This window comes from Pedobacter sp. (assembly GCF_046462515.1).
Classification (GTDB): domain Bacteria; phylum Bacteroidota; class Bacteroidia; order Sphingobacteriales; family Sphingobacteriaceae; genus Pedobacter.
In genome coordinates, this window is record NZ_JBKGVD010000009.1 from 298,587 (window position 1) to 318,360 (window position 19,774).

17 protein-coding genes are annotated in these 19,774 nt (G+C 37.5%); 12 read left to right on the forward strand and 5 right to left on the reverse strand.

The window, feature by feature from the left end; translation table 11 throughout:
• Positions 1-81 precede the first annotated feature (81 nt).
• From ACLHG9_RS13275 to trpC, 3 genes are all read left to right on the forward strand, one after another.
• Positions 82-1,485, forward strand: a complete 1,404-nt coding sequence (locus ACLHG9_RS13275; protein WP_410221985.1) for an anthranilate synthase component I family protein — start codon at positions 82-84, stop codon at positions 1,483-1,485.
• A 10-nt stretch (positions 1,486-1,495) separates the two neighbouring features.
• Positions 1,496-2,107: an anthranilate synthase component II gene (locus ACLHG9_RS13280; protein WP_410221986.1), complete on the forward strand. Its 612-nt coding sequence runs from the start codon at positions 1,496-1,498 to the stop codon at positions 2,105-2,107.
• A 90-nt stretch (positions 2,108-2,197) separates the two neighbouring features.
• Positions 2,198-2,995 (forward strand): indole-3-glycerol phosphate synthase TrpC, encoded by a 798-nt coding sequence (trpC, locus tag ACLHG9_RS13285; RefSeq protein WP_410221987.1) that lies wholly within the window; start codon positions 2,198-2,200, stop codon positions 2,993-2,995.
• Here the strand turns inward: trpC and ACLHG9_RS13290 are convergent.
• Positions 2,992-3,651 (reverse strand): gluconate 2-dehydrogenase subunit 3 family protein, encoded by a 660-nt coding sequence (locus ACLHG9_RS13290; RefSeq protein ID WP_410221988.1) that lies wholly within the window; start codon positions 3,649-3,651, stop codon positions 2,992-2,994. The two genes, trpC and ACLHG9_RS13290, sit on opposite strands and share 4 nt — an antisense overlap.
• 4 nt (positions 3,652-3,655) lie before the next feature.
• Positions 3,656-5,389, reverse strand: a complete 1,734-nt coding sequence (locus ACLHG9_RS13295) for a GMC oxidoreductase (RefSeq protein WP_410221989.1) — start codon at positions 5,387-5,389, stop codon at positions 3,656-3,658.
• A gap of 218 nt (positions 5,390-5,607) precedes the next feature.
• Here ACLHG9_RS13295 and hflX point away from each other — a divergent pair, with 218 nt between their 5' ends.
• The 6 genes from hflX to aat all read left to right on the forward strand — a co-directional run bounded on the left by hflX (position 5,608) and on the right by aat (position 9,357).
• The gene (gene hflX, locus ACLHG9_RS13300) at positions 5,608-6,801 is read left to right on the forward strand and encodes a GTPase HflX (RefSeq protein ID WP_410221990.1); all 1,194 of its coding nucleotides are present in this window, start codon (positions 5,608-5,610) and stop codon (positions 6,799-6,801) included.
• A gap of 50 nt (positions 6,802-6,851) precedes the next feature.
• Positions 6,852-7,226, forward strand: coding sequence for a 30S ribosome-binding factor RbfA (gene rbfA, locus ACLHG9_RS13305; protein WP_243358913.1), 375 nt, complete (start codon positions 6,852-6,854; stop codon positions 7,224-7,226).
• Complete coding sequence (gene trhA / locus ACLHG9_RS13310; RefSeq protein ID WP_410221991.1) at positions 7,219-7,854, forward strand: PAQR family membrane homeostasis protein TrhA; 636 nt, start codon at positions 7,219-7,221, stop codon at positions 7,852-7,854. Before rbfA ends, trhA begins: the two co-directional genes overlap by 8 nt.
• A 1-nt stretch (position 7,855) precedes the next feature.
• A complete protein-coding gene (locus ACLHG9_RS13315; RefSeq protein WP_410221992.1) occupies positions 7,856-8,251 on the forward strand; it encodes a hypothetical protein in 396 nt (131 codons plus the stop codon).
• 68 nt (positions 8,252-8,319) lie between these two features.
• Positions 8,320-8,715 (forward strand): META domain-containing protein, encoded by a 396-nt coding sequence (locus tag ACLHG9_RS13320; RefSeq protein ID WP_410221993.1) that lies wholly within the window; start codon positions 8,320-8,322, stop codon positions 8,713-8,715.
• Positions 8,716-8,724: 9 nt separating this feature from the next.
• A complete protein-coding gene (gene aat / locus ACLHG9_RS13325; RefSeq protein WP_410221994.1) occupies positions 8,725-9,357 on the forward strand; it encodes a leucyl/phenylalanyl-tRNA--protein transferase in 633 nt (210 codons plus the stop codon).
• Here aat and ACLHG9_RS13330 read toward each other — a convergent pair.
• A complete protein-coding gene (locus tag ACLHG9_RS13330) occupies positions 9,354-12,251 on the reverse strand; it encodes an SNF2-related protein (protein ID WP_410221995.1) in 2,898 nt (965 codons plus the stop codon). The genes aat and ACLHG9_RS13330 overlap by 4 nt on opposite strands.
• 326 nt (positions 12,252-12,577) lie before the next feature.
• On the opposite strand from ACLHG9_RS13330, the gene ACLHG9_RS13335 reads away from it, so the two are divergent.
• Positions 12,578-13,219: a GIN domain-containing protein gene (locus ACLHG9_RS13335; RefSeq protein ID WP_410221996.1), complete on the forward strand. Its 642-nt coding sequence runs from the start codon at positions 12,578-12,580 to the stop codon at positions 13,217-13,219.
• A gap of 69 nt (positions 13,220-13,288) precedes the next feature.
• Here ACLHG9_RS13335 and ACLHG9_RS13340 read toward each other — a convergent pair whose 3' ends face one another.
• Entirely contained in the window at positions 13,289-14,830 is a 1,542-nt protein-coding gene (locus ACLHG9_RS13340; protein ID WP_410221997.1) for an aldehyde dehydrogenase family protein, read from the reverse strand.
• Positions 14,831-15,037: 207 nt separating this feature from the next.
• On the opposite strand from ACLHG9_RS13340, the gene ACLHG9_RS13345 reads away from it, so the two are divergent.
• Positions 15,038-17,539, forward strand: coding sequence for a M1 family aminopeptidase (locus ACLHG9_RS13345; RefSeq protein WP_410221998.1), 2,502 nt, complete (start codon positions 15,038-15,040; stop codon positions 17,537-17,539).
• 114 nt (positions 17,540-17,653) lie between these two features.
• Here the strand turns inward: ACLHG9_RS13345 and ACLHG9_RS13350 are convergent, their stop codons facing one another.
• Positions 17,654-18,103, reverse strand: a complete 450-nt coding sequence (locus ACLHG9_RS13350) for a nuclear transport factor 2 family protein (protein WP_410221999.1) — start codon at positions 18,101-18,103, stop codon at positions 17,654-17,656.
• A 240-nt stretch (positions 18,104-18,343) separates the two neighbouring features.
• Between ACLHG9_RS13350 and ACLHG9_RS13355 the strand changes: the two genes are divergently transcribed.
• Positions 18,344-19,747 carry a tetratricopeptide repeat protein gene (locus tag ACLHG9_RS13355; protein WP_410222000.1) on the forward strand — a complete coding sequence of 468 codons (1,404 nt, stop codon included), beginning with the start codon at positions 18,344-18,346 and terminating at the stop codon, positions 19,745-19,747.
• Positions 19,748-19,774: the final 27 nt, after the last annotated feature.

Sequence of the window (19,774 nt, forward strand, 5' to 3'; positions counted from 1 at the left end):
CACATTTAAACCCGACGAAACCACGCGTCGGGTTTTTTATTTTATAAGGTTTTTTAAATGATTAATGCGGAAAAGCATACCATGAACAAAATAAAGATACATACCTATCAAAAGAAAGGATTAGCTGATACGGTAACTCCTGTAAGTATTTACTTAAGGCTTAGAGACGCTTATCCGAATACCATACTGTTAGAAAGTTCAGATTATCATAGTCGCGAAAACTCTACCAGTTATATTTGTGCGCAACCTGTTGCGGGCATTGTACTTGATAATGGAACTTTAACTACCAGTTTACCTGGAGGTGAAAAGCAATCAAAGAGTGCATTTAACCTTACTGCTGAACTGGATGATTTTAAGAACAGCTTTGAAATGAGTAATCCGGTCCAGAACAAACACATTTCAAGTGGTTTGTTTGGGTATTTTACTTGGAATACGGTTCAGTATTTTGAAGATATTGAGTTTAGTGCAACTACGCCCAAAGCAGACCAGATACCTACTTTACAATATCATGTTTATCGTTATATTATTGCCATAGATCATTTTAAGAACGAGATTACACTTTTTAAAAATGTCTTTGATGGTGATGAAGATGACAATATTTCAAAATTAGAATACCTTATTCAGAATAAGAATTTTCCTGAATACCATTTTAAGATAAAAGGAGAAGAACAATCTAACCTGAGTGATCATGATTTTGAAGAAATGGTTACACAGATGAAAAAACATATTTTTCGCGGAGATGTGTTTCAGATTGTTCCTTCGAGAGCATTTAATCAAGGCTTTTTAGGCGACGAGTTTAATGTATACCGAGCATTACGTTCAATCAATCCTTCGCCTTACTTATTTTATTTCGATTATGGCAGTTTCAAACTGTTTGGATCATCGCCCGAAGCACAAATTACCATTAAACAGGATATAGCCAGTATTTATCCTATTGCCGGAACTTTTAGGCGAACAGGAAATGCCGCCGAAGACGCAGCTCTGGCCAAAAAATTAGAAGAAGATCCTAAAGAAACTGCAGAGCACGTGATGTTGGTGGATCTGGCTAGAAATGACTTAAGCCGCCATTGTAAGAACGTGGAAGTGAAGTCTTTTAAAGAAGTACAGTATTATTCGCATCTTATACATCTGGTTTCTAAGGTAAGCGGAGACCTGCACTTGGATACCACAGCGTTTGATGTAGTGGCAGATACTTATCCGGCAGGTACCTTGAGCGGTGCACCTAAATATAAAGCCATGCAATTACTGGATCAATATGAGGGATTAGGACGTAATTTTTATGCAGGAGCTATCGGTTACATGGGGTTTAACAATGATTTTAATCATGCCATTATGATCCGGACTTTCATGAGTAAAAATAATACCTTGTATTATAGGGCTGGGGCGGGTATTGTAGCTGATTCTAATGAAGAATCTGAACTGAATGAAGTGAATAACAAAATTGCAGCACTGCGCAAAGCAATTGAAATGGCAGCACATATTTAGGAATAAACAGATGAAAAATAACAATACAAAATCTTCTTTGAATACTGGAAATTTTAGAACAGTACTGGTTATTGACAATTACGATAGTTTTACTTATAACTTAGTGCATTTGATTAATGAACTGGGATTTGAGACCGAAGTATGGAGAAATGATAAATTTAATATAGAGGATTTGAATGCTTATCATAAAATTCTTTTATCTCCGGGACCTGGTATACCAGAAGAAGCGGGCCTACTGTTAGATGTGATCAGAACATATGCGCCCAGCAAAAGTATTTTGGGTGTTTGCTTAGGACAACAGGCCATTGCGGAAGCATTTGGAGGGAAATTACTCAATCTAGGACGCCCGATGCATGGTATAGCTACTCGTATAACAGTTACTGATCCAGAAGAACTTATTTTTAAGGGTTGTGAACATCCCCTTGAAGTGGGCCGCTACCACAGTTGGGTAGTAGATCCGGAGGGATTCCCTGCCTGTTTGCAGATAACGGCTGTAGATGCCGATGGACAGATTATGGCACTTAAACATCAGAATTACGATGTGAGGGGAGTACAGTTTCATCCTGAAAGTGTGCTCACCCCGCAAGGAAAGCAAATGATGGAGAATTGGTTGAAAACCTAAAGATTGAAGTTTAAAGTCTATAAGACCAAAACTGGAAAACGAATAACGACCAACGAAACATGAAGAACGAATTGAACCCCGAATAAAACAATGAATATATTAGATAAGATTGTTCTACGAAAAAAAGAAGAAGTCGCTTCGGCAAAACAACAGATAAGTATTGCTACCTTAGAAAATACACCTGCGTTTAACCTTAAGCCTTATGTATTTGCTGATTTTTTGTTAGATCCGAACAGAAGTGGGATTATAGCAGAATTTAAACGTAAATCGCCTTCAAAAGGCTTGATCAATGGCGATGTTAGTGTAAAAGAAGTAACAATGCAGTACAATGCGGCAGGCGCTTCTGCTTTGTCTGTTTTAACGGACCGCGATTTTTTTGGAGGAAGTGCTGACGATCTTAAGATAGCACGGAGCTCAAATAACATACCTGTTTTGCGCAAAGACTTTATTGTAGATGAATACCAGATCCTGGAAGCTAAGGCTTGGGGAGCGGATATTATCTTACTGATTGCGGCAATTTTAACACCTCAGCAAATCGTAACGCACGGAGCATTAGCGAAAGGCTTGGGTTTAAGCGTATTGCTTGAAGTGCATAATGACGAGGAATTGCAAAGAAGCCTTTGTCCTTATATAGATGCAATTGGGGTTAACAATCGTAATCTCACTAATTTTACGGTAGATATTCGTACGTCTTTTAATTTGGCAGAAAAAATCCCAAATGATTTTCTAAAGATTTCAGAAAGCGCTATTAGCAACCCCCAAACCATAAAGGAGCTAAAGGAAGTAGGCTTTCAAGGCTTTTTAATTGGAGAAAACTTTATGAAATCAGAAAACCCTGGAAAGGCAATGCAAGAATTTGTAGCGCATTGCAGTGCGCTACAAGATTAAGAGTCGAATTTTACGCACTCCTTCAATTCTTTCTCGGTATAAGATAAACCGTATTGTTTAAGCACTTCATCTGGTACGCCATTCCACTGGTTTGGCGTGTTACCTGCATAACCAATGTCGGCTACTCCAATTTCTGAAGTATAAAACCCCGAAGCAGTTAAATTGCGCATGCGGTTAAAAAAAGCCACGCCCTGGCTCATTTCGGGCTTTGCTTTATTAGGGTAGGCAATCAGGTCAACCATTTCAATCTGCTGCTTGGCATCACATTCCCTAAAAGCCTTGCCATATCTGCTTAGGCACTGCATATCTAACCAACGTAAGCCGCCACGCATAGGTATCTGATGCGAAGGTATATCCTTTACAATAAATTCTATAAAATCAGGAACCTTAGCATCAGTAGCGCTGCCACTTACTTCATCTTTAGGAATAATAATATCAACCAAGATTGTAATGGTAGCCATTTCCTCTTTGGTAAAGAATTTATCTTGTGCTAAAAGTTGCTTTTCACGTTCTAACTCTTCCTTAGCCCTGTCGTAGGTGAACTCAGGATCTTTGGCATTGGTATCTTTTTTCTCTGGAGATTTGCAACCTTCGGCAATTACACCTGCCGATATGGCTCCGATACCTAATATTTTTAGTGATTCACGTCTGTTCATGGATTTACAAGTTTTGTTTTTTCATTTCAGAAACAATGTATTCACTGGCACGCATAGCTAAAGCTAAAATGGTCCAGGTAATATTCTTATCAGCTTGTGAAGTAAATGCAGCACCATCCATTACAAATAAGTTCTTGCAATCGTGCGCTTGATTATATTTGTTCAGGGCAGATGTTTTAGGGTCGTTACCCATACGGGCAGTTCCTGCTTCATGGATAATTTTTCCCGGCGATTCTAAACCGTAGTTGTTTTCTTTGTTATAATCGCCACCCCAGGTAACAATAGCGCCCATATTATGCATCATCTCATCAAAAGTTTCTTTCATATGCTTGGCCTGCAAGATTTCATGTTCGCTCCATTTTACATTAAACTTTAAAACCGGAATGCCGTATTTATCAACTACGTTAGGGTCTATTTCACAACGGTTGTCATATAGCGGAATGGCTTCTCCACGTCCTGCCATGCCTACACTTGCACCATAAAAAAAGCGGAAATCTTCTTTTAACGATTTTCCATAACCGCCGGCTTCTTTCTGTGTGCCACGAACAGCAAATTTGCCATTCATGCCTTCAATACCACCTCCAAAACCGTAGGCAGGTTGTCCCATGCCACCCCAATATTCAATATGGTAACCACGAGGAAAATCCAATTTCTTATTGTCTAACCACCATGGAGAGTAAATGTGCATACCTCCAACGCCATCTTCATTGTATCGTTTACGGTCAAAAAGCTGCGGAAGTACGCCGCCCATGCTCGCACCAGTTGAATCATGAAGATAGCGGCCAACCACATCGCTGCTGTTCGCCAATCCGTTAGGGTGTCTTTTCGATTTAGAATTTAATAAAAGACGTGAACTTTCGCAGGCACTGGCAGCTAAGATTACCGTACGGCCTGTAACCTGGTACTCCATCATATCATCTTTGTTGATATATGATACACCGGTAGCCAAGCCTTCGTCGTTGGTTAAAACCTCCCGTACCATGGCATTTGCTACAATGTCAATATTTCCGGTAGCCAGAGCCGGATAAATCAATACATTGGTTGAGGAGAAATCGGCTTTGGCCATACTGCAATTACGGTTACATTGTCCGCAAAAGAAACATACTCCCCTGTCGTCGTTTATTTTCTGTGTTAAGATAGATAACCTCGATGGAATTACCCTTACGCCTGAAGTAGCTGCTGCTTTTTTGATGAACAACTCGTGCAAACGAGGTTTAGGAGGAGGAAGAAAGAAACCATCGGGATCATTTTCAAGACCTTCATTTGTTCCGAAAATGCCAATCAGCTTATCAACTCTGTCGTAAAAAGGTTTGATGTCTTCATAACCTATAGGCCAGTCTTCACCTAAACCATCAATACTTTTACGTTTAAAATCTTTAGGGCCAAAGCGTAATGATATACGCCCCCAGTGGTTCGTACGACCGCCTAACATCCGTGCACGCCACCAGTCCCATTCGGTTCCGGGGGCTTTGGTATAGGGCTCACCTTCAACATCCCAGCCGTAATAACAAGCATCAAAATCGCCAAAAGGTCTGAATTTTGTACTGGCTCCGCGACGAGGAGATTCCCAGGGGTTTTTTAACTGCGTAATATTTTTTTGAGGATCGTACATGGCTCCGGCCTCAAGTAAGCATACTTTTAAGCCCGCCTTGGCAAGGGTATATGCAGCCATACCACCGCCAGCACCAGATCCTACAATCACTGCATCATATTTTTTGCTTTGCTTTTTAATTTCCATTTAGGTTGTGGTGATTTATTTGGTCGATTTAAGGTAGAATTTTTTTGTCGATATGCAAAAAGGTATTTATTAACAAGTTTATTCAGAGTTAGTTGTAGTTAATTTATGATCTGGAATTTGGAAAGCTGAACCGCAACGTAAATAATTTGTAAGGAGTTGCAAACCAAAGGTGTAAATCTGTAGAAAAGGGTATGGATTTTGTATCTTTGCGAAATTAGATGGGAAAACAGAAATTTTATGATACGGCCCCTAAAAAAGAACGGGTAGTTTTGGTAGGGGTGGCCTTACCTGGGGAGCGTGCCGAGCAAACCAAAGAATATTTAGAAGAACTGGATTTTCTGGTTCAGACCGCAGGCGGTTTGGTAGAAAAGACTTTTGTTCAAAGAATGCAAAAACCTGATCGGGCTACTTTTGTGGGAACCGGAAAGCTGAAAGAAATTCAAGCCTATGTAAAAGCAGAAGAGATAGACATTGTGGTATTTGATGATGAGCTTTCGCCTTCTCAGTTACGTAACATTGAGCGCGAATTACAAGTTAAAATCTTAGATAGAAGCAATCTGATATTGGATATTTTTGCCGGAAGAGCCCAGACTGCTCAGGCGAAAACACAGGTAGAGCTGGCTCAGTTACAATATCTATTGCCCCGCTTAACCCGTATGTGGACCCACCTTGAACGTCAAAAGGGCGGTATAGGTATGCGTGGTCCCGGCGAAAGCCAGATTGAAAGTGATAGGAGGATGATTTTAGAGAAAATCACTTTGCTTAAAGACAGGCTTAAGTTGATAGATAGGCAAAATGAAACTCAGCGTAAAAACCGTGGGCAATTGATCAGGGTAGCTTTAGTGGGTTATACCAATGTGGGTAAATCTACCATTATGAACATGCTTTCAAAATCCGAAGTTTTTGCCGAAAATAAATTGTTTGCAACCTTAGATACTACGGTTAGAAAAGTTGTGATAGAAAACCTTCCTTTTCTGCTTTCTGATACGGTTGGTTTTATCAGGAAATTACCTCACCACTTAGTTGAATGCTTTAAATCTACTTTAGATGAAGTAAGAGAAGCGGATATACTGATTCATGTGGTAGATGTTTCGCATCCTAATTTTGAAGATCAGATCCATACGGTAAACGAAACCTTAAAAGATTTGGGTGCCCGTGATAAAGAAACCATCATGTTGTTCAATAAAATAGATGCTTATGTTTCGCCTGAGGTTGATGAAACAGGAATAGATTCAGAAGTTCCATTGACACTGGAAGATTTTAAGCGTAGCTGGATGGCACATGAAAATACGCCTGCCTTGTTCATTTCTGCCACTCAGAAAGAGAACATAGAAGAATTTAAGCAATTATTGTATGATAAGGTAAAAGCTATGCACATACAGCGTTATCCATACGATAAATTACTATATTAGTAAAATACAGTTTAAACACCCGTTGCCAGAAGCAACTTAGATATAAGATAATGGAGAGTAAAAGACAACAAAAATTTGCAGGGCTGTTACAGGAAGAACTGGCTGCAATTTTTCAGAGAGAAGGATCGGCGTATTTACCCAATACTTTAGTAACCATTACCAAGGTTCGTGTTTCACCAGATTTAGCCGTTGCAAAAGTATATTTAAGCTTTTTGAATACAGATAATACCCGTTTATCAGTGGCTACGGTTAATGCGCATGCTAACGAGATCAGATATAAATTAGGAGCCCGTATTCGTCATCAAGCTAGAACTATTCCTACTTTGAGTTTCTTTGTTGATGATACGAATGAATATGTAGAACGTATGGACCAAATTTTTGATAAAATAGCAAAAGAACGCAAAGAGAGCGGTAACGATGAATAAATATATTCGGGAGCCCGGAAACTTTTTTACACACTTTATTCCTGCCATTCTTGCCTTTCCCTGTTTGTTAATGCTCTTAAATAAAGCAGATAATAATCTGGCTGTAACTGCTGCTTATATTTATGGTTTTGCCATTATTACGGTTTTTGGCGTAAGTGCAATATACCATAGTGTGCCTAAAACAGAATACGGTATAAGGATATGGCAAAAATTTGATCATTGCTGCATTTATATTATGATAGCGGGTTCATTTATGCCTACTACGCTTCTTGTTTTTGGGGGGTGGGTACGTTGGTTCTTATTTACCTTGGTTTGGACCATAGCGCTAATGGGGTGTCTATTAAAAATTTTTAACCGTCTCAAGAGCAAAGCAATTTCTAATACCCTGTATACTTTGATGGGTTGCCTGATCATTCCTTTCATTGGTAAGATGATTGGGCATGTATCACCGGGAGGTTTTTTTTGGCTATTTTTGGGCGGCGTTTTTTATATAGGGGGTACTTATTATTATGCCAAAGACCAACCTTTGCATAAATACCTGCATAGCCATGAATTATGGCATTTATTTGTAAATATGGGCGCTTTATCACATTTTGTATATAACTACGTTTACGTTTTTAAAGGCTAACATGCGCAGACTTTTTTATGTATTTGCTTTTTTAGATGCCATATCCCTAATTTTCTTAGGAATGCAGCTTTGGCAAATTTCTTCCGATTTTTCAGAGATTATTCTGTTATCAGAAAAAATATCATCGGTTTTAATGTTTCCGATGTTTGCCTTGATTGCGTACTGCGTATATGCACAGATTAAGCTTAAAAAGATAGCGGCAGTATTGTATTATGTACAGTTTCCTTTCAGATTATATTTATGGATTTTTAGTATAGGTTTTATTTCCCTTATTCCTGAAGCTGTAGGTTTATTTGAGGATAAATGGTTTGGTATTACTTTAAAAACCTGTATCATGTTTGAGTTTATAAGGCTTTACCTTACCATACGCAACTATAAAAAACTAACAACCTGTTAATTTTGGCTATAAAATTGCTTTTACCATAGCATGCCGTAATGGAACGGTTCTAATATAATTTAAAGCAAATGAAAAAAATTATTTTTTTATTGATGGCCATTGTAGGCCTACAATCATGCGCTTCTACCTTAGGCTCTGTAAATGTATCGGGTACAAACTGGACCCTGACGCAATGGACAGATCATACTCTGCCGGCTAAGGCTCAGGCTACTTTAAATTTTAGTACAGATAACAGGGTATCAGGCAGGGCATTTTGTAATACTTATGGTGGCGGATTTGCACTTATAGGCTACAATATTACATTTACCCAAATGTTTAGCACCAAGATGATGTGCGAAGATGTAATTAAATACGAAACGGACTACCTTAAAGACCTTGAAAAAGTTACCAGCATCAGAACAGAAAACGGAAAACTGATGCTATACGCAGGAGAAAGGTTGCTGATGTCTTTCTCTAGGTCTTAAATTGTACCAATGATCTTTAGATTACCTCCTGATGAAATTGTTTTTCCTGATCCTTCATTAGCTGAAGAGGATGGTTTGCTGGCTATAGGAGGCGATCTGAGTATTGAAAGATTATTACTGGCATATGAAAATGGGATCTTCCCCTGGTATAGCGAGGAAGATCCTATTCTTTGGTTTTCGCCGCATGAACGTTGCGTAATCTATCCTAATAAAATCAAGATTAGCAAGAGTATGAAAAAGATCATACAATCGGCTGTATTTAAGGTTTCTGTTAATCAGAATTTTAGGCAGGTAATTAAACATTGTGCAGGTACGCCCCGTAAAAACCAGCTCGGAACCTGGATTACAACTGAAATGCAGAAGGCTTATAGCAAATTACACAACAAAGGATTTGCTCACAGTATTGAGGTGTGGCAAGAAGAAAGACTGGTTGGAGGTTTGTACGGTGTAAAAATAAATGAGGTTTTTTGCGGCGAAAGTATGTTCAGTCTTGTGCCCAATGCTTCTAAAATGGCCTTAATCTATTTATGTAAAAACTTAGACTTTGAGCTGATAGACTGTCAGTTGCCTAATGAGCATTTATTGAGTATGGGTGCCGAAATGATAGACCGCGAAACCTATATGAGCTTTATAAAGGCCTAATTGAGTAATTCCCTGATGTCGTCTTTACTGAGAGATTTAAAAAAGCTTTCTTCTGTAGTGATCAGTGAACTGGCCAACGTTTTTTTCCGGTTCTGTAAAGCCAATATTTTCTCCTCTACGGTATCTTTTGCTATAAACTTGTAGATAAATACCTTTTTTTGCTGCCCTATGCGGTGTGTGCGGTCAACTGCCTGTTGTTCTACGGCCGGGTTCCACCAAGGATCTAAAATGAAGACATAATCTGCCTGAGTAAGATTTAGCCCTACGCCTCCGGCTTTAATTGAAATCAGGAATACTTTTAAATTTTCGTTTTCCTGAAACTCAGAAACAATATGACCACGGTTTTGCGTTGCTCCATCTAAATAAGCAAAATCAATCTTTTGTTCAGTAAGGTGTTTTTTAAAGATTTCAAGATGCTTCACAAACTGCGAAAACACCAGCACTTTATGCCCGCCTTTAAGCACATTGTTTAGGGTATGGATTACGTTTTCGAACTTGCCTGAGTCTGAAGTATACATTTCATCGATCATTAAAGGATGATTTGCCAACTGCCTCAAAGCGGTAAGCCCTTGCAAAATCTGAATCTGTTTTTTGGCGTAAGTGCCATTATCCATGCTGTTTAAAAGGTCGTTGCGGTAAGCCGATTTTGTTTTTTCATAATAAGCGGCTTGGTCTTCGCTCATGTCGCAGTAAAAGATTTGTTCGGTTTTTGGCGGGAGTTCAGCAGCAACCTGCTCTTTGGTACGCCTTAAGATAAAAGGTTTAATAATAGCCTGTAATTTCCTTGCCTTTTCTTCATCCTTTTTCTTTTCGATAGCCTGTACATATTCTTCTGTAAAATAAGCTTGTGTTCCTAATAACCCCGGATTTAAAAAGGTAAGTTGAGTCCATAAGTCACTTACAGAGTTTTCCACAGGCGTACCACTTAATACCAGTTTATGTCTCGATTTTAATGCCCTTACGGCTTTGAAAGATTTTGAAGAAGCATTTTTAATGTTCTGGCTTTCGTCTAAAATGATATAATTGAAATAAAAGCTTTGCAGCAGGTCAACATCTACACGGGTTATGCCATAGGTGGTAATTATGATATCAAATCGATCAAAATGGCTTACATCTTTATTGCGGTTAGAACCTGTATGCGTTAAGATTTTTAATGCCGGAGTAAACTTCTTGGCCTCATTTTGCCAGTTGTAGATTAAAGATGTTGGCATAATGATTAGTGAGGTGCCGCGTGTGCCACTTTTTTCGTTTTCTTCCTTAAGTTTTTGTAACATGGCCAGCGTTTGTATGGTTTTACCCAAACCCATGTCGTCGGCAAGACAACCGCCGAAATTATATTCGCGTAAAAAGCTGAACCAGTTGTAACCAGCTTTTTGGTAATGTCGCAATTCACCTTTAAAACCTTCTGGCATAGAAAAATCCCCAATTTCTTCAAAATCGGTCAGTCTTTGCAGTTTGCGGCCTAAAGTAACGTGCGCTATGCTGTCTTCGGCCAGATCATTGATCAGGCCAATATGATGTTTCTTAAGTTTGATCTCGTTTTGATTAGAAGATAAACTAAATAGGCTATTGTACTGGGTAAACCACTTTTCGGGAATAACGGCAATTTCTCCATCAGGTAAAACAAATTCTCTCTTTTTATGCAAGATATGGTTCTTTAAAGAAATAAAAGGAATGGGATGAATGCCAAAGTAAACAATGGCATTGATATCGAACCAATCATTATCTTCCTTGACTTCGAAACTGATTTTGTTGTTTCCAAAAACAAAGCGTTTCTGACTACTTGCCTGTTCAATTTCAAAGTCGTTTTCTTTTAAGATTTCTATATTTTCATTTACCCAGTTGATAATTCCATAAGAGGCATTGCCTTCTTCGGCAGAAACCGGCAGTTCTAAATTATAAAACAGGGCACTTACTTTTTTAAGTCCCAAATGCTGTAAGAAAAAGTATTTTTCTTTCTCCCAGTCCAGGTTGCGCTTTATGCGTGTAAAAGTATAATTATCGGCATTTTTAGATAGTTTAACCGTAACCTTGGTATCGCTACCTGCGGCAAAAGCATATTCGCCATATTTAAAGTATAGTTGTACTTGAGATACACCACCTTCTATATAAATGATTTTTAGGGTTGCTTTAGGTTCGTGCTTTTCTGTTTTGATATCAAAACCCTCTGCATATACATGGTACTTTTCTATTAAAGGAGCTACAAACTTTTCAAAATAAGTTTCTTCTGTAGTTTTAGGTATGGTAATATATCTTTTGTTCAAGAAAGGCATCAGTTTTTTGCCTTCTATACTTTGCTCAAAGAAATAAAGCACATCATTAAGTAAAAGCCAGCCGGGCTGGTTACAAACCACCTGCGCGTCTTTAAACATAAAGTCGATACGCATGCCCTGATATTTAATGGTAGGAAAGTAACGGGTCTCAGCTTCATTGCGCCTGAAATGGAACAATACAGAAGCCGCTTCTGTAGCAATTTCAATTTTGCGCTCGGCAGGCCATCCGTCTTTATCCATGAGGTATATTCCTCCTTTGTTTTTTAAGATTTCTAAAACTTCGGCCAGCTTCTTTTCAATTTTAGGTCTTACGGTTTCGTAAAACTTCTCATCATAAAACTTGCTGAAAAATTCAAACGGACGGATGGCCTTTTTATGGTATTTCTTGATGATAAAATCCTGTTCGGTTTCATCGAGCAGTTTGATTAGTTTGAGATCGGTTTCATCTAAATGCTTGTTAAATTCTTTGGCAGTATGGGTAAACAGACGTTGATGCGTTAAGGAAAAATCGCCCTGAGGATTTAATTGTACAATGTGAGGCTCAATAAGATAGCCAAAATAATCGTGTTTACATAACGAATATACAATCTGGCAAGGAAGTGAGCTATTTACGCGTAACATTTTAAATCGGTTAAAAACAATCTAAGCTGGCTGATAAAAAATTTTAAACTTACAGCTATTCTCGTGTTTAATCAAATAATGGTTGATAAATATTGCATTCTTATTGAAAAAGAGATGTAATTGCTCCTGCTTCTCTCCAGAATCTGTAGAAAATTTATGATCGACGAAATTTTCGTCGAAAAAATTAAGGCGTTGGTCTATGCTTGTTTTGATATGGTATAAAACAAGCTTTTATCGTGAAACCTTTTTAAAAAATAGCGGTCTTATCTACAAAACAAATTAACTGATAAAATACAGATATACAAACCCTTAAAAATATTTTAATTATGAAAACTTTTATCACAACATTAATTACCGCAAGCATTTTTTCGGTAATCGGATTAAACAGCACCTATGCTGCAGATAGCTCAAATGAAAAAGCAGTAACTACTTTGAGTGACTTAAAAAACATTAAAAAAATTGTAGCCAATGGTAATGTAGAAATTTTACTGTTGCAGGCCCCAATAGAATCAGTAAAAGTATATGATAGCTATTATGCTAAAAATGCTCTGGTACAACAACAAAACGGTGAGCTTAGAATTAGTTCATTTGAAAAAGAACCTTTAACTGTAGCTGTTTATGTTAAAAATATCAATACAATTGAGGCTTGTGGTAATGCTACCGTAAAAACGGTTAACAAAGTGAACTTTTTAGAGCTTAGTATTATACTTAAAGACAATGCTAAAGCCAATATCAATGCAAATACGGTTAGTTTATACACCAATGTAACAGACAGAGCAAGTATAACTTTAAGTGGAGCAGCAGAAACCTACTATGCAGAATTGGGCATGAAGGCTTCTCTTAATTTAGATAAATTTAAAGCAGAAACAAGTGATGTAAAATCTTTAGCTCCGGTATATGCTAAAAACGTAGCGAACAAAAAAATAACCTTGGATGATCTGCTGATCGAAGATCCGTTTGCAAAATAAAACATACTTCCCCGTTCTGGGTTCATATATAAATGCAAAGAGGCTACTTTTAAGTAGCCTCTTCTTTATTTACAAATCAAATTTAATGCCCTGTGCCAAAGGTAAGGTTGTTGAGTAATTGATGGTATTGGTTTGCCTGCGCATGTAATTCCTCCAAGCATCAGAACCACTTTCTCTACCCCCACCAGTTTCTTTTTCACCACCAAAAGCACCACCTATTTCGGCGCCAGATGTACCAATATTTACGTTAGCAATACCGCAATCAGAACCTTGAGCAGATAAGAACTGCTCTGCTTCACGCAGGTTTAAGGTCATAATGGCTGAAGATAAGCCTTGTGGTACGCCATTTTGTAAAGCAATAGCTTCATCCAATTCTTTGTATTTGATTAAATATAAAATCGGAGCAAACGTTTCGTGCTGAACAATTTCGTAATGATTTTCAACTTCGGCAATACATGGTTTTACATAGCAGCCAGAACTGTAAGCATCGCCACTTAATACACCGCCTTCTACCACAAATTTTCCGCCTTCAGCTTTACATTTCTCTATAGAACTTAAATAAGCATTCACGGCATCCGTATCAATAAGAGGGCCTACGTGGTTATGCTGATCTAAAGGGTTGCCTATTCTTAGTTGTCCGTAAGCTTTAACCAGTTTTGCTTTAAAGTTTTCATAAACACTTTCGTGAATGATTAAGCGACGGGTAGTTGTACAACGTTGTCCGGCTGTGCCTACGGCTCCAAAAACCGCACCTATTAATGACATATCTAAATCGGCATCTTTAGAAATGATAATGGCATTGTTACCACCTAACTCTAAAAGATACTTACCTAAACGGCCAGCTACGGCAGCGGCAACGGCTTTGCCCATTCTGGTAGAACCGGTAGCAGAAACTAAATCAACACGTTTATCGTAGCTCATTAACTCGCCAGTATGACGGTCGCCTGTTACAAGGCATGAAACACCTTCGTGAATATCATTTGCTTCAAATACTTCTTGTATAATATGCTGGCAGGCAATAGCTGTTAACGGTGTTTTTTCTGAAGGTTTCCACACGCAAACGTTACCACATACCCAGGCTAAAGCAGCATTCCAGCTCCATACAGCAACAGGAAAGTTAAATGCAGAGATAATACCTACCACGCCCAGCGGATGCCATTGTTCGTACATACGGTGACTTGGACGTTCGCTATGCATGGTCAATCCATAAAGCTGACGCGATAAACCCACAGCAAAATCGCATATATCAATCATTTCCTGTACTTCGCCAAACCCTTCCTGCAGGCTTTTTCCCATTTCGTAAGAAACCAGAGTTCCTAATGCTTCCTTATTTTTTCTTAAAGCATCACCAAACTGGCGTACAATTTCGCCACGTTTTGGTGCAGGTACTTTACTCCAGTGTTTAAAAGCGCTTTGTGCGGTGTTAATTACATGATTGTACTCTTCTTCAGAAGCGATATATACCGAAGCAATCTTTTTGCCGTCAACCGGCGACATGCTGTCAATCTGTTTCCCATTAGTAGCCGAGCTCCATTTACTGCCTGTGCTATAAGATGGATTAAGAGAAGCAATACCCAATTGCTTTAAAATGGATTGAATATCTGGTGTCATTATGTCTTTTTGATTTTTAATTAACCTATTTACAAATCAACAAAAAATAGGAGGAAAAGCCAAACCGCAGTCTCAGATAGTAGATAACTGTTTAAAAATCAGTTGTTTTATTGGTTTGTAGCCCTAATTATAGCAAAGCATGAAATTTTGAATAAAGATGTAACTTTAACTAAAGTTTGATTTGTCTTAAGTTTAAAAACAATTCATATGAAAATAAAACATCTAATGGCGGGTATACTCGCTTTCTTAACGCTAGTTTACTCTGATATTTATGCTCAGGGTAATGAAGTCGCTAAAATTTACAGAGCCATGCCAACCAAAATCAACGCTCTGGTGCACACTAAACTGGACGTGAGCTTTGATTATACCAAAAGATATCTGTATGGGAAAGCCTGGATAACCTTAAAGCCCTATTTTTATAATACCGATTCTTTAACACTTGATGCCAAAGGCATGGATATTAAAGAAGTGGCTTTGGTTGGCGCAAAAGCAAATACAGCTTTAAAATACACCTATAATAACGAACAGCTTTTTATTAAGCTAAATAAGAAATATGTAAAAGATGAAAAATACACACTGTTTATTGCATATACAGCCAAGCCTAATGAATTAAAAATCAAAAATAGCGCCGCACTTACAGAAGACAAAGGTTTATATTTTATAAATCCTGATGGCGCAGACAAAAATAAACCCGTTCAAGTTTGGACACAGGGCGCAATAGAGGCTTCATCTGCCTGGTTTCCAACTATTGATAAACCCAATCAAAAAACCACTGCCGAAATTTCAATGACGGTGCCTTCTAAATATGTTACGCTCTCAAATGGTAAGCTACTTACCCAAAAAATAAATACTAATGGCACAAGAACCGATACCTGGAAAATGGATCTGCCTCATGCCCCCTACCTGTTTATGATGTCTGTGGGCGATTTTAAAATAACCAAAGACAACTGGAAAGGCAAAGAAGTAAGTTATTATTTAGAACCTAAATATGCACCTTATGCCAAACAAATTTTTGGCAAAACACCTAAAATGATTGAGTTTTTCAGTAATCTATTAGAGATAGATTATCCTTGGCACAAGTATTCGCAAATTGTGGTTAGAGATTACGTATCGGGGGCGATGGAAAATACTACGGCAACTTTACATGGCGAATTTGTTCAACGCACAGATCGCGAGCTGCTAGATGAGAATGCGGAAGCTGTTATTGCTCATGAATTGTTTCACCAATGGTTTGGCGATTATGTCACCGCAGAATCGTGGTCTAATTTAACTGTTAATGAGAGCTTTGCCGCTTTTGCAGAGATTATATGGAAGGGCCATGACCTGGGTAAAGAAGCAGAAGATGAGATAAGGTATGAAAAATTAGCAGATTACCTACAATCTACCAATAATGGAGAAAGCCCTCTGCTTGCCCGTTATTATTATAATAACAAAGAAGATATGTTTGATAATGTGAGTTATGCAAAAGGTTCTATTATTTTATATGCTTTAAAAAATCAAATGGGAGATGAAGCCTTTTTTAAGGGTTTAAATCTTTATTTAAGAAATAATGCTTTTAAAACAGGAGAGCCACATCAGTTAAGGTTAGCTTTTGAAGAAGTAACGGGAAAAGACTGGTCGCCTTATTTTAATCAATGGTATTTTAATGGAGGGCATCCTATATTAGGCGTTAAATATGATTATACAGCAGGCAAAATTTCGCTCCATGTAAAGCAAATACAATCAGATAAGGTGCAAACCTTTATTCTTCCTCTTAAAGTAGACTTATATGCTGGTGGCTCAAAAATTAGAAAAGAGATTTTAATTGGTGCCAGAGAACAAAGTTTCAGTTTTGATGTTCCAGCAAAACCAGATCTAATTGATTTGGATCCGGATAAAGCATTGGTTGGTGAAATTAAACAAGACAAAACCCTGGCAGAATATGCTTTTCAATATAAAAATGCACCTTCATACGCTAACCGAATTGAAGCTTTAAAAGCAGCTGCACATTTTTCAGAAAAAGAAGCGGTAAATCTTCTTGTTTCAGGCTTACAGGATCAAAATAACAATTTAAGAGCGCTGGCTGTTTCGGCTTTAAAACTGAGTGATGAAACTGTAAAGCAGCTTGCTGCCGCAAAAGTTGTACAATTAGCTAAAACAGACAAAAGCTCTGCCGTAAGAGAAAAGGCTATTTTAACTTTAGCAAAATCGAAGGACCAAAGCTATCTGCCTTTGGCTAAAGAAGCCCTGAAAGATCAGTCTTATAAGGTAATAGGGGCGGCGGTTAAAGCAATTAATGTGTATGAACCGGAAACAGTAAACGCTGTAATTAATAACCTTGATGAAGACACAAAACTTCATATCCCGATTCAGTTATCGCAGATTTATGCTGGTTTAGGTAATGATGCGTATGCAGATTTTTTTGTAAAAACATTTGATCAAGCGGATATTGGCAGAATGTCATCATTAATGAGTTCTTATATGGGTTATGTAGCCAAGAACAATAATGCAGAGGTAATTGCAAAAGTAACCAGTTCGTTGGTGAAAAATATGGATAGAACCACTTTAACAAAATATGTGGGCGGACAAATGGTAGGAGGCTTTCAAAATCTTGAGAAAGCTAAAACTGCTGCCGCCGAGAAAGAAACAAATGACGAGCTCAAAGCAGAATTACTAAAACAGGCGGCGATCTTTAAAAATGCTGCTGAAAAAATGAATAAGAAAGAGTAAAGCTTAAAAGAGTGTTCAAAAAAATGTCACATTGAACTTGTAGAATTTTAATCACAAGAGGTTTCTGCAGGTTCAATCTGACAAGAAATGAAATCTTTCTAAACCACCTGGGTTTTAATTACAATTATCTTTCCGACGGGTATCGATGATGTAAATAATTTTCCAGCCTTTGTCTGTTTTTAATAGTTGAAAAGAATTTACTCCGCAGTGGCTAAACTTCTCGCCGATATAAAACTTGTAACTGGTCCATACACTTGCCAGATTGGCATCAATTAAAATCTTGTCAAAAGTTATCCTTTCGTCAAATTTTTCAGGAAAAGGTTTTGCTATACTTTTAATAAAGTCGTCTATTTTTTCTGTTTTAGCCTCTCCACGACTTATCGTTTGCATAATAGAGCGTTCTGCAAAGGCATTTCTGATCATGGTGGTATCTCTATTGCGCATGCCATCAAAAAGCAGATTTATGGTTGCTTTTACATTGTTCTCTTCATTTTGCGTTTGGGCATAGGTTTTGATATTAACAATTATACCGCATACCAAAACCAGTTTAAATAAAGCTCTCATCAAATAATAGTTAGGGTTTTGTGAATAAATATAAGTGATTTTATAGCTAAAAGCATTTATTATAGGTTTTAAACATTATGGGGGTATAAAAAATAATGCTTATAACCGTTTAATTGTGAGTGATTTGAACTTTTTAAGGATGTTGTGTGGAAAATTATTTTATGAGCTATTTTAATAAATAACGTAAACTTATGATGTTCAAAGCAAGTATTAGGGTAGTTCTTTAAGTATTCAGAAATTATGGAAGAAGAATTTGAATTTGATTATAATGAGGATGGTCAGCACTCAGTTGAACGTTATGAAGAAATGATTCGTAACCAGGATCAGTATTTTTTTGATGCGCAGGCTTTTGAATATATTATCGACAACTACATTGAAAAAAATGATCCTGTTAAAGCTTTACAGGTAATCGATTTTGCGTTAAGTCAGCATCCTTTTGCGGCGGTTTTTCTAATTAAGCAGGCTCAGTTACTTTTACTGACTAATCAGGTAGAAAAAGCTTTTAAAGCTTTAGAAAAAGCCGAAATGCTCGAACCCTCGGAAGCCGAAATCTATGTGCTTAGAGGTAATATCTACCATAATCAGGAGCGTTATGCAGAAGCTTTGGAAAATCTTGAAAAGGCTCTCCTTTTTGCTGAAACAACAGATGAAATCTTATTACAGATAGCTTATGTTTATCAAAGCATGCATGATTATGAGCAGGCTATTGTATACATTAAACGTAGCCTGGAGCAAAATATGGAGAATAAAGACGGTTTATATGAACTAGCTTTTTGCTATGATATTTTAGATAAACAGGAAGAAAGTATCCAGTTTTATAAAGAATATATCGACAACGATCCGTACTCATATGCCGCTTGGTATAATCTTGCAAATTCATATCATAAATTAGAGCTATATGAGAAAGCCATAGACGCATATGATTATGCCATATTGATCAAAGAAAACTTTGCCTCAGCTTACTTTAACAAAGGAAACGCTTTGGTACAATTAGAAAAGTTTGAAGAAGCTATTGAAGTTTATAAACAGACTTTTGAATATGAACCACCTAATGCTGATACTTATTGTGCCATAGGTGAGTGTTATGAGAAGCTCGATAGAATGGATGAAGCCAGGGCTTATTATAAAAAGTCAGTGAAAATGGATTCAAAAATGGCTGATGCGTGGTTTGGCATAGGTGTTACCTTAAATGCAGAAGAACGTTATTTTGAATCATTGCATTTCTATAAAAAAGCCTTAGATTTAGATAGTGAAAATGCTGATTTCTGGTTTGCAATAGCAGATGCGCATTATAAACTCGGTCAGATAGAGGAATCAATTGAAGCCTATTACAAAGTTTTAGAATACAATCCTGTAGATATAGAGGCTTGGCTTGACTTTTCAACAGTGCTTTATGAGCAAGGAAGGTTATTAGAAGCTTCAGAGACCATGGCCGAAGCCATTAAAAATAATCCTGATGCAGCAGAATTGTATTACAGGATGGTAGCTTATCTTTTTGCTCTAGGCCAAACCCAGGAAGCAATGGCTTATCTGGAGACTGCTCTGGTTACCGATCCTGAGAAACACTATATTCTATTTGAATACTTACCACAATTGCAACAAAATAGTGCAATTATTGACGTAATCAATAGATATATTAAATAGTTAAAATTTTTAACCCTGATAAAATAG